Source organism: Shewanella sp. Isolate7, from assembly GCF_022398425.1.
Classification (GTDB): Bacteria; Pseudomonadota; Gammaproteobacteria; order Enterobacterales; family Shewanellaceae; genus Shewanella.
Genome location: NZ_JAKEVJ010000013.1, coordinates 49855 through 59902, shown reverse-complemented (window position 1 = coordinate 59902; position 10048 = coordinate 49855). Strand labels below are relative to the sequence as shown.

Here is a 10048-nt window from a genome sequence, read left to right as displayed (position 1 = left end):
GAGGCCACTCTTTGCATCCACGCCAATGTGAGCTTTCATACCGAAGTGCCATTCATTGCCTTTTTTAGTCTGATGCATGTCCGGGTCACGTTCATTCTTTTTATTTTTAGTGGAGCTGGGGGCTTGAATAATCGTGGCATCTACCAATGTTCCTTGCGTCATCATCACACCGCAATCCGACAGCCATTGATTGACCGTTTGGAATAACTTACGAGTGAGTTTGTGTTTTTCCAGYAAGTGCCGGAAATTCATAATGGTAGTGCGGTCAGGAATGGCTTTATCCAGTGACAGTTGTGCAAACTGACGCATCGAAGCAATCTCGTAAAGCGCATCTTCCATCGCCTCATCACTCAGACTGTACCATTGCTGCATACAGTGAATGCGGAACATCGTTTCCAGTGGATAGGGACGACGACCATTGCCCGCTTTTGGATAAAAGGGCTCAATCACTTCCAGCAGTTGAGTCCATGGTAACAGGTTGTCCATCCGAGATAAGAAAATCTCTTTACGAACATCGTTTCCAGTGGATAGGGACGACGACCATTGCCCGCTTTTGGATAAAAGGGCTCAATCACTTCCAGCAGTTGAGTCCATGGTAACAGGTTGTCCATCCGAGATAAGAAAATCTCTTTACGGGTCTGGCGGCGCTTGCTGGAAAACTCACTATCGGCAAAAGTTAACTGTTGGCTCATGGGCGGTAATGGCTGTGATTTACTATGTAGCTATGATCTCACATCAGGGACTTATTCGCATCTTCCTTAGTACTTTTTCTTTTAGGCAGCCCAAATCAAATGCGTGGTCTTTCTTGATTTCGCCGATACCAACAGAGATTGTTATATTAAGCTCAAGAGCAAGCCCTTCGCTGGCAAAGAACTTTTGTGCGGCCAACTCAAAATCTCTCCCTACATGAGCATTTGACGTTGCGCCTATTCTTTGGTGCGGCTTATCCATGACTCTCCTTGGCATATAACGCCTATTAGCGAGAATGCCGCCCATGCAAATCACTTTTTGCTAATGTACATCGCGGAAATTTTTTAAATATTTGAAATTTATATCAATAACTGCATTACATAACAAGGAGAAAGTGAGCTGCCCCAAAACAAAGCGAGACTTTGCTTATTTGAGAGAAAGGGCCAGACCACCACCACTTCCTTTTAAATTAAAATCGTTCAAGGTTTAACCATTACTAATCAGTTGGTTACAATTTAAAAAAATAAAGCGAGAATCACAAGATTACATAGTAGGAAGCGAAAGGGGCGCTTTTTTGCAATATCCCATTATACCTGTATAGCTCCGCAGTCTAGCGAGTAGAGTTTGGCAACCTGCCGAACACTCATCTAGCCCTCCTACTCACATCAAATGAGGCCAAATCGAAGAGACGTTGGATACCGAGTGCAGATACGGCTGTGACCTTCGGTTTCAGGGATGAAACCGTAGAGCGGCCAGGGATGGCGTACAGCGTGTCACAGACGTATCTGCACATACCCCCGCCGGGCAGGCGTTAGATAGCCATGAAGGTGTGACTTTCAAGTCCATAGCAAATAGCCAAGCAGCCAAACGCTACAACCTGAGAGCATTCCCAAATCTCCCCCGCTGAGTAGACACTAAGTTGCCATGAAGGGACATCCTCTAGCTGATTAGCTACTCGTATCACATACCGCTAAATCGAAGAGACGTTTAGACACCAGTGTAAACACGTTTTTGGCCCTCGGCGGCATGGACGCCGCCGTGGAGCGTATAGGGATATATTCACAGCGTGCCAAAAACGTGTTTGCACATCCCCCGCCGGGCAGGCGTTAGGTTGCCATGAGGGTACAACCTTAAAATGATCTCAACAAACGCCAATGAAGTCTGCGGCAAGCACTAAACATCAACAAAGGTTCGACCTTCAAATCCCCAGCCACCACAAATACCACCAAACGCTAAACCACTGTCAATCTAAAACGTTAGCCCGTGCGCCTAAACCACGGGCAATAAAAAACCCCGTATTCTCATACGGGGTTTCTCATCAATCGCGATTCAAAGCTTAATCGTTAAGCTCAGAATCCCTATCCATGTTCTCAGTATTCTCTAACCACAAGGCGTTGATGATACCGAAAGAACACGCCAGCAAAATGCCTAATATCCAAGCAAAATACCACATAGTGTCGGCTCCTGTTAGTAAAGTGACGTCTTGTTGTCTTCGATGTAGCTACGGCTCAGGCGGCCAAACATCTTGAAGTAAGTCCAAAGGGTGTAGCTTAGCACGATAGGAACAAATATCGCCGCCGCCCAGGTCATTACCGTCAGTGTCATGTGACTCGCGGTCGCATCCCACATGGTCAGGCTCACGTTTGGCTCCAGTGATGATGGCATCACGAACGGGAACATGGCCGCGCCACAGGTCAGGATCACCATGGCTACCGCCAGTGAGCTGAACAGGAAGGCAAAACCAGAGCGATTGAAACGACTCGCCAGCAGCGCCAGTACCGGCATGGCAATACCCAGGATTGGGAACAGCATGGTCACTGGGTACTTGTCGTAGTTGGCCAGCCAGGCACCCGCCTCTACCGCAACCGTCTTAAGGGCTGGGTTAGACGCGCCGTGGGTGTCGATAGTCGAGGTCACCACATAGCCGTCGATACCATTAGCTAGCCATACACCGGCCAGGGTAAAGAGTACGGCTACCAGCGCCGCAGCTACCTGAGTCGCCGTCGCCGCACGCACGCGCAGCTCGCCTTCTGTCTTCATCTGCAACCAAGAGGCGCCTTGCATGATGATCATCGACACGCTCACCAGACCGGCCAGCAGGCCAAACGGGTTCAGCAGACCGAACAGACCACCGTGGTAGGTCGCACGCAGGTACTCGTCGAAGTTAAACGGTACGCCTTGCAGCAGGTTACCAAAGGCAACGCCTATGATGAGCGGCGGTACGAAGCCACCCACAAACAACGCCCAGTCCCAGGCCTTACGCCATCTTGGATCTTCGATTTTAGAGCGGTAATCGAAGCCCACAGGACGCAGGAACAAGGCAAACAGCACCAACATCATGGCCACATAGAAACCAGAGAAGGAGACCGCATACACCATAGGCCAGGCCGCAAACAGCGCGCCACCTGCGGTGATCAGCCACACCTGGTTACCGTCCCAGTGCGGGGCGATCGAGTTGATCATAATGCGGCGCTCGGTATCGTCCTTACCGATAATCGGTAACAAGGCACCCACGCCCATGTCGAAACCGTCGGTGACGGCGAATCCGATGAACAGCACACCAATGAGCGCCCACCAGACAAATCTTAATATTTCATAATCAAACATAATCAGATCTCCGGTTTAAGCTTCTAGGTTTTCAAAGTGATAACGGCCCGTCTTGAGACTGCTAGGTCCCTTACGTGCAAACTTGATCATCAAGAACAGCTCAATCACCAGCAGCACAGTGTAGAACAGGGTGATAGAGATGATACTGAACCAGAGATCCGCCGCGCTTAGGCTAGAAGCCGACATAAAGGTTGGCAGCACCTCGGAGATGGTCCAAGGCTGACGGCCGTACTCGGCGACGAACCAACCACACTCGATGGCGATCCAAGGCAGTGGCAGGCTGTATAGCGCCGCCTTAAGTACCCAAGGCTTCTCTTCGATCTGATGACGTGTGCTCTGCCAGAAGGCTGCCGCAAACACGAACAGCATGATGACACCCAGGCCAACCATCACACGGAAGCTCCAGAACATAGGGGCAACAGATGGGATTGAGTCCTTGGCGGCCGCCTTGATCTGCTCCTCGGTGGCATCGACCACATTGTCTGTGTAACGCTTCAGCAGCAGGCCATATCCTAAGTCGACTTTAGCTTCTTCGAAGGCCGCACGAAGCTCTGGGGTCTCGTTACCGGCGCGCAGCTCGGTCAACATGGCATATGCCTTCATGCCGTTGCGAATACGCTCCTCGTGCTCGACGATAAGGTCACGGATACCGGTAACCTCTTCATCGATAGAGCGGGTCGCGATGATACCCATGGCGTATGGGATCTTGATGGCATAATCTGTGTGCATGGTTTCCTGATTCGGGAAACCCACCGCGGTAAAGGCCGCAGGTGCAGGTTCTGTGTGCCACTCGGCTTCGATAGCCGCCAGCTTAACGCGCTGGGCCTCACCCACCTTATAGCCTGATTCGTCACCCAGTACGATAACCGACAGGATAGACGCCATACCGAAGCTGGCCGCGATGGCAAAAGAGCGACGGGCAAACGGCAGGTCACGCTTCTTTAGGATGTAGTATGAGCTAATCGCCAGTACAAACATGGCACCGGCCACATAGCCAGAAGCCACGGTATGAACAAACTTCACCTGGGCAACCGGGTTAAACAGCACCTCGGCGAAGCTGGTCATCTCCATACGCATGGTTTCGTAGTTGAACACACTACCTACTGGGTTCTGCATCCAGCCGTTGGCGACCAGGATCCACAGTGCCGACATGTTTGAACCCAGTGCGACCAACCAGGTGACCGCCAGGTGTTGACGCTTACTGAATCTGTCCCAACCGAAGAAGAACATACCGACCAGGGTCGATTCCAGGAAGAAGGCCATCAAACCTTCGATAGCCAGCGGTGCACCGAAGATGTCACCCACATAGTGAGAATAGTATGACCAGTTGGTTCCGAACTGGAACTCCATCGCCAGACCTGTGGTAACACCCAGGGCGAAGTTAATACCAAACAACTTACCCCAGAACTTGGTCATATCTTTATAGATCTGCTTATTGGTCATCACATAGAGTGATTCCATAATGGCCAGCAAGAACGCCAGCCCCAAGGTCAAAGGTACAAACAGGAAGTGATACATAGCTGTCAGCGCAAACTGTAAGCGCGAGAGCTCTACAACCTCTTCAACAATCATCAGTGACTCCTTAGGTGGTGCGATCATTCTTCAGGGTTAGATCCCCATCAACCCGGAAAAATGCCTAATTAGGAATTTTATTATTCAAGTAATTTGTCAGACCTGAATCTCACAAACCGCCAAATTTTAACTTTTTGCCTCTCTCAAACGTCTTTGACGCCCAAAAAGGCCCTCTCGCCCCAGTTTTTGAGAGGTGGCTCACAAAACTGTTTAGTTTTTAAGCCCACATCTCATAAAACGGCAGAGAAAATCAATTTAAATCATTTTTTTCAAAAACTTATAACAAGGCATATCAAACGTACCCTAGCCATTTTATACCATTCAAAATTGATTCAAATCAATCAATCACGGCGCGGATAGTGGGTTTTGCGGACGGCGCCACACTTCACCCGACAACACGCTTGCCAAAACATTACACATATGGTAGGAACGCCTTATATTTTGATAAAAAGGCTATTTTTACCAAACTTCACCAAACATCAGACAAAAAACAACATTTAACAAATTTTAACAAATAAAGGGTTAATATTAATAACCCAAAATCAATAAACAAAAACCCACAAAAACGCATAAAAACAAAAAGCTACAAAGAACGAACTCAATCGAATCGCTCAGGGAAACACAAATAGCATTAAAAATACTAATGCTATATTGAAATTTTAATCGTTTGTCGTGGAGACGGCATTTGCTTACTATATCCCTGTGTTAAGGAGACGGCCCAACCAACCCGGTGAAGTTGCCCGGCAAGCCACACTCCGCTCACATCATTAATCACTGTGTGGAGAATCCGTTATGAAAAACCTATTTGAACGTCTAGTTAACAGCTACAAGCGCACTTTTGTTGAACTCTATACTGCAAGAGAGCTGTAAATAGCCCTTAACCCCATCATTACTTGAAGTTTTGTTAGCGCAAAACGGCCACCGTTTTCTTCTCGAAGGCGGTGGCTTTTTACTTTCTAACGACTCGGTTTAGATGATTTCAGGCTAGTTTAGCAGATACTAAATAAACCGGTTCGCCTTTTAGCCATTTTCAGGGCAGTTCCTATTAAGCATTATTTGCGTGAATTAAGAGTGAAAACCGGCAGTATGGCTTCTTTATGCCTGTTTAGCAGTTCAGGATGTAATAAAGTAAGACTAAGTGCATGTATATGTAAGATTTTAAGTTAACCCTTTATGGGTATAAAAAAAGGGCCTCGAAATTTCGAGGCCCTTTTTGCATCCATCAAGCTGATAAGCTTAGGTTAACCTAATTTAGCTCTGACGTTTCTGAACATTCTCATCCATGGGCTGTCTTCACCCCACTCGTCAGGGTGCCATGAGTTGGCAACGGTTCTAAATACACGCTCAGGGTGTGGCATCATGATGGTGACACGACCGTCGCTGCTACAGATACCGGTTAACGCGTTTGGTGAGCCATTAGGGTTCTCCGGGTATTGCGTCGCTATCTGACCATGACCATCAACGAAACGCAGCGCGACTGTGCCAGAGGCCTCTGCGGCCGCCAGCGCCTCGGGCGATGCGAACTCGGCGCGACCCTCACCGTGAGACACGGCGATTGGCATGCGTGAGCCTTCCATGCCTTCGAAGAAGAAGGATGGACTCTTCTGCACTTCTACCAGGCTGAAACGCGCCTCGAATCGCTCGGAGCGGTTACGCACGAAGTGTGGCCAGTGCTCGGTACCCGGGATGATATCTTTCAGGTTAGACAGCATCTGACAACCGTTACATACCCCCAGGGCGAAGCTGTCGCTGCGCTCGAAGAAGCGGCTGAACTCTTCACGGGCACGGCCGTTGAACAGAATCGACTTAGCCCAACCTTCACCTGCCCCCAATACGTCACCGTAGGAGAAGCCACCACAAGCCGCCAGGCCCTGGAACTCTTCTAGGCTGATACGGCCGGAGAGGATGTCTGACATATGCACGTCGCGGCTCTCGAAGCCGGCACGGTCGAAGGCGGCAGCCATCTCAAGATGAGAGTTAACCCCCTGCTCACGCAGAATCGCCATCTTAGGCGCCGTTCCCTTGAGGATATAAGGCGCGGCGATATCTTCGCTCGGGTCGAACTTAAGATCGACAGTCAGGCCTGGGGCATCTGCCACCTGCTTAAGCTTGAACTCTTCCAGCGCACACTCTGGGTTATCACGCATCGCCTGCATGCGATAGGTGGTCTCGGCCCAGATGGTACGTAGCTCGGTGCGTGACTCGGCTAACACCTCGGTCGCTGCGTCGCGGATGATGATGCTGTCGCCAGCCACCGGCTTGGCAACCGCGTAGCAGGCCACGCCTGCCGCCTGGTACTGCGCCTTGATCGCCTCGCTGTCACCTGCACGCACCTGGATAACCGCGCCCAGCTCTTCGTTGAACAGACGCTCGAGGTGAGTACCGCTCAGCGCGCTGAGATCCACATCCAGACCCGTGTTACCGGCAAAGGCCATCTCAACTAAGGTCGTGAACAAGCCACCGTCGGTGCGGTCGTGATAGGCCAGCAGCGCCTTGTCGGCCACCAGCGACTGAGTCACCTCGAAGAAGCCACGCAGCAGGGCCGCATCGGCTAAGTCTGGCGCCTTGTCACCCAGCTGGCCATAGACCTGGGCCACACAGGAACCGCCCAGGCGATGCTCACCCTGGCTAAGGTCGACCAATAACAGCTCGGTTTCACCCTTGTCGCTTCTCAGCTCAGGGGTAACCGTCTTGCGAATATCCTGCACCGCGCCAAAGGCAGTGATCACCAGCGACATAGGCGAGGTCACCGTCTTATCTTGGTTGCCATCCTGCCAGGCCGTCTTCATCGACATGGAGTCTTTACCCACGGGGATGGTGAGATCTAGCTCAGGACACAACTCTTCGCCCACGGCCTTGACCGCCTCGTAGAGACCCGCGTCTTCACCCGGGTGACCCGCCGCAGACATCCAGTTGGCCGACAGCTTGATACGCTTGAGTGAGCCGATATCACTGCCGGCGATGTTCATGATAGATTCGGCCACCGCCATACGCGCCGAAGCGCCAAAGTCCAACAGTGCCAGCGGAGTGCGCTCGCCCATCGACATGGCTTCACCGCTGTAAGAATCGAAGCTAGAGGCTGTCACGGCGCAGTCGGCCACAGGCACCTGCCAAGGACCTACCATCTGGTCGCGATTGACCAGGCCGGTTACCGTGCGGTCGCCAATGGTGATCAGGAAGGTCTTCTCGGCAACGGTAGGCAGACGCAGCACGCGGCGCACCGCCTCTTTAAGCTCGATAGAGGCTTGCGCCAGCGCAGGCGAATCCGCCTTTTGCGACACCACGTCACGGCTCATCTTAGGCGCCTTGCCTAGCAAGACTTCCAGCGGCAGATCGATAGGCTTGTTGTCGAAGTGCTCGTCTGACAGAGTCAGGTGACGCTCCTCGGTTGCCTCACCCACCACGGCAAATGGGGCGCGCTCGCGCTCACAGATGGCGGTGAAGAGTGCTAAATTTTCCGGCGCCACAGACAGCACATAACGCTCCTGAGACTCGTTACACCAGATCTCCAGCGGGCTCATGCCCGGCTCGTCTGATGGCACGTTACGCAGCTCGAAACTACCACCGCGTCCGCCGTCGTCCACCAACTCAGGGAAGGCGTTTGACAGACCGCCCGCGCCCACGTCGTGGATAAATTGAATTGGGTTAGCCTCGCCCATCTGCCAGCAGCGATCGATCACCTCCTGACAGCGACGCTCCATCTCAGGGTTGTCACGCTGCACCGAGGCGAAATCGAGATCTTCGCTCGACTGACCCGAGGCCATAGAGGAAGCCGCGCCGCCGCCAAGGCCGATGTTCATCGCAGGGCCACCCAGCACGATAAGCTTGGCGCCAACGGTGATCTCACCCTTCTGTACATGCTCTTCGCGGATGTTACCCAGGCCACCGGCCAGCATGATCGGCTTGTGATAACCACGTACCTCGACGCCGTTGTGGCTCGAGACTTCCTGCTCATAGGTACGGAAGTAGCCCAGCAGCGCCGGACGACCAAATTCGTTGTTAAAGGCCGCGCCGCCCAGTGGGCCTTCGGTCATGATATCCAGCGCGGTAACGATGCGATCTGGCTTACCATAATCGCCTTCCCATGGCTGAACGAAGCCTGGGATCTTAAGGTTTGATACGCTAAAGCCGGTGAGGCCGGCCTTTGGCTTAGAGCCGCGACCGGTTGCGCCTTCGTCGCGGATCTCACCGCCAGAACCTGTCGCCGCACCTGGGTATGGGCTGATGGCCGTCGGGTGGTTATGGGTCTCCACCTTCATCAGGATATGCATCGGCTCTGTGTGATAGGCATAAACCCCGTTTGGCTCGGGGAAGAAACGACCGGCGACAGAACCTTCCATCACGGCGGCGTTATCTTTATAGGCAGATAACACGTGATCAGGGGTCTTCTCGAAGGTGTTCTTGATCATCTTGAACAGCGACTTTGGCTGCACCTCGCCGTCGATGGTCCAGTCGGCGTTGAAGATCTTGTGACGGCAATGCTCTGAGTTCGCCTGGGCAAACATCATCAGCTCGACATCGTTAGGGTTACGATTCAGACGCTGGAAGTTCTCTACCAGGTAGTCAATCTCATCCGGCGCCAGCGCCAGACCCAGCTTAACGTTGGCCGCTTCCAGTGCCGCCTTGCCTTCACCCAGTACGTCGACACTGGTAAAGACTGCAGGCTCGGTGCGGGCAAACAGGCTACTCGCCTGCTCAAAATCTGGCAGAACCACCTCGACCATACGGTCGTGCAACAGACCCAGCAGCTGTTTTTGCTGGGCTTCATCCAGATTATCGGCCTGAACATAGTAGGCGATACCACGCTCTAAGCGCTTTACCTTGTTCAAACCACAGTTATGAGCGATGTCGGTCGCTTTAGACGACCATGGAGAGATGGTGCCCGGACGCGGCGTTACGAAGTACAAATTGCCTTGGGGCGCATGTGCTTCGATCGCAGGTCCATAGGTTAACAGTTTGGCCAGTTGCTGGGTTTCGCCAGCATCCAATGCCTCTGTCAAATCGGCTAAATGTATGAACTCAGCATAGATATCTTGTACTGGAAGCGCCGCACTCTGACAGGCCTCCATTAGCTTTTGGACTCTAAACGCTGATAATGCAGGGGCTCCGCGGATGATCTCCATCACGTCTTTTCACCTTATTATTTATAATTGCAGGGTCAGATCTGGCGCTATTATAG

The 10048-nt window shown here is 52.1% G+C and carries 6 protein-coding genes and 1 pseudogene; all 7 read right to left on the bottom strand.

Annotated features, from left to right (window positions below):
• A partial coding sequence (locus L1D47_RS04935) for an IS5 family transposase (protein WP_239882802.1) occupies nucleotides 1–501 on the bottom strand: 501 nt, incomplete at its 3' end.
• 11 nt (nucleotides 502–512) lie between these two features.
• Nucleotides 513–692 (bottom strand): annotated as a pseudogene (locus L1D47_RS04930) (IS5/IS1182 family transposase); the annotation flags it as partial.
• A 43-nt stretch (nucleotides 693–735) separates the two neighbouring features.
• Nucleotides 736–951 carry a hypothetical protein gene (locus L1D47_RS04925; RefSeq protein ID WP_239882799.1) on the bottom strand — a complete coding sequence of 72 codons (216 nt, stop codon included), beginning with the start codon at nucleotides 949–951 and terminating at the stop codon, nucleotides 736–738.
• A gap of 1075 nt (nucleotides 952–2026) precedes the next feature.
• Nucleotides 2027–2143: a cytochrome bd-I oxidase subunit CydX gene (cydX, locus tag L1D47_RS04920; RefSeq protein WP_041510590.1), complete on the bottom strand. Its 117-nt coding sequence runs from the start codon at nucleotides 2141–2143 to the stop codon at nucleotides 2027–2029.
• Between the two features lie 14 nt (nucleotides 2144–2157).
• Nucleotides 2158–3297: a cytochrome d ubiquinol oxidase subunit II gene (gene cydB / locus L1D47_RS04915; protein ID WP_041510589.1), complete on the bottom strand. Its 1140-nt coding sequence runs from the start codon at nucleotides 3295–3297 to the stop codon at nucleotides 2158–2160.
• A 15-nt stretch (nucleotides 3298–3312) separates the two neighbouring features.
• Nucleotides 3313–4869 carry a cytochrome ubiquinol oxidase subunit I gene (locus L1D47_RS04910; RefSeq protein WP_041510588.1) on the bottom strand — a complete coding sequence of 519 codons (1557 nt, stop codon included), beginning with the start codon at nucleotides 4867–4869 and terminating at the stop codon, nucleotides 3313–3315.
• Between the two features lie 1241 nt (nucleotides 4870–6110).
• Nucleotides 6111–9992 carry a phosphoribosylformylglycinamidine synthase gene (gene purL, locus L1D47_RS04905; RefSeq protein ID WP_239882801.1) on the bottom strand — a complete coding sequence of 1294 codons (3882 nt, stop codon included), beginning with the start codon at nucleotides 9990–9992 and terminating at the stop codon, nucleotides 6111–6113.
• Nucleotides 9993–10048 lie beyond the last annotated feature (56 nt).

Excerpts from the sequence above, each read along its gene's own strand:
- cydB (WP_041510589.1), bottom strand. The coding sequence starts at position 3,297 with ATGTTTGATTATGAAATATTAAGATTTGTCTGGTGGGCGCTCATTGGT.
- cydX (WP_041510590.1), bottom strand. The coding sequence starts at position 2,143 with ATGTGGTATTTTGCTTGGATATTAGGCATTTTGCTGGCGTGTTCTTTC.
- L1D47_RS04925 (WP_239882799.1), bottom strand. The coding sequence starts at position 951 with ATGGATAAGCCGCACCAAAGAATAGGCGCAACGTCAAATGCTCATGTA.
- L1D47_RS04910 (WP_041510588.1), bottom strand. The coding sequence starts at position 4,869 with ATGATTGTTGAAGAGGTTGTAGAGCTCTCGCGCTTACAGTTTGCGCTG.
- purL (WP_239882801.1), bottom strand. The coding sequence starts at position 9,992 with ATGGAGATCATCCGCGGAGCCCCTGCATTATCAGCGTTTAGAGTCCAA.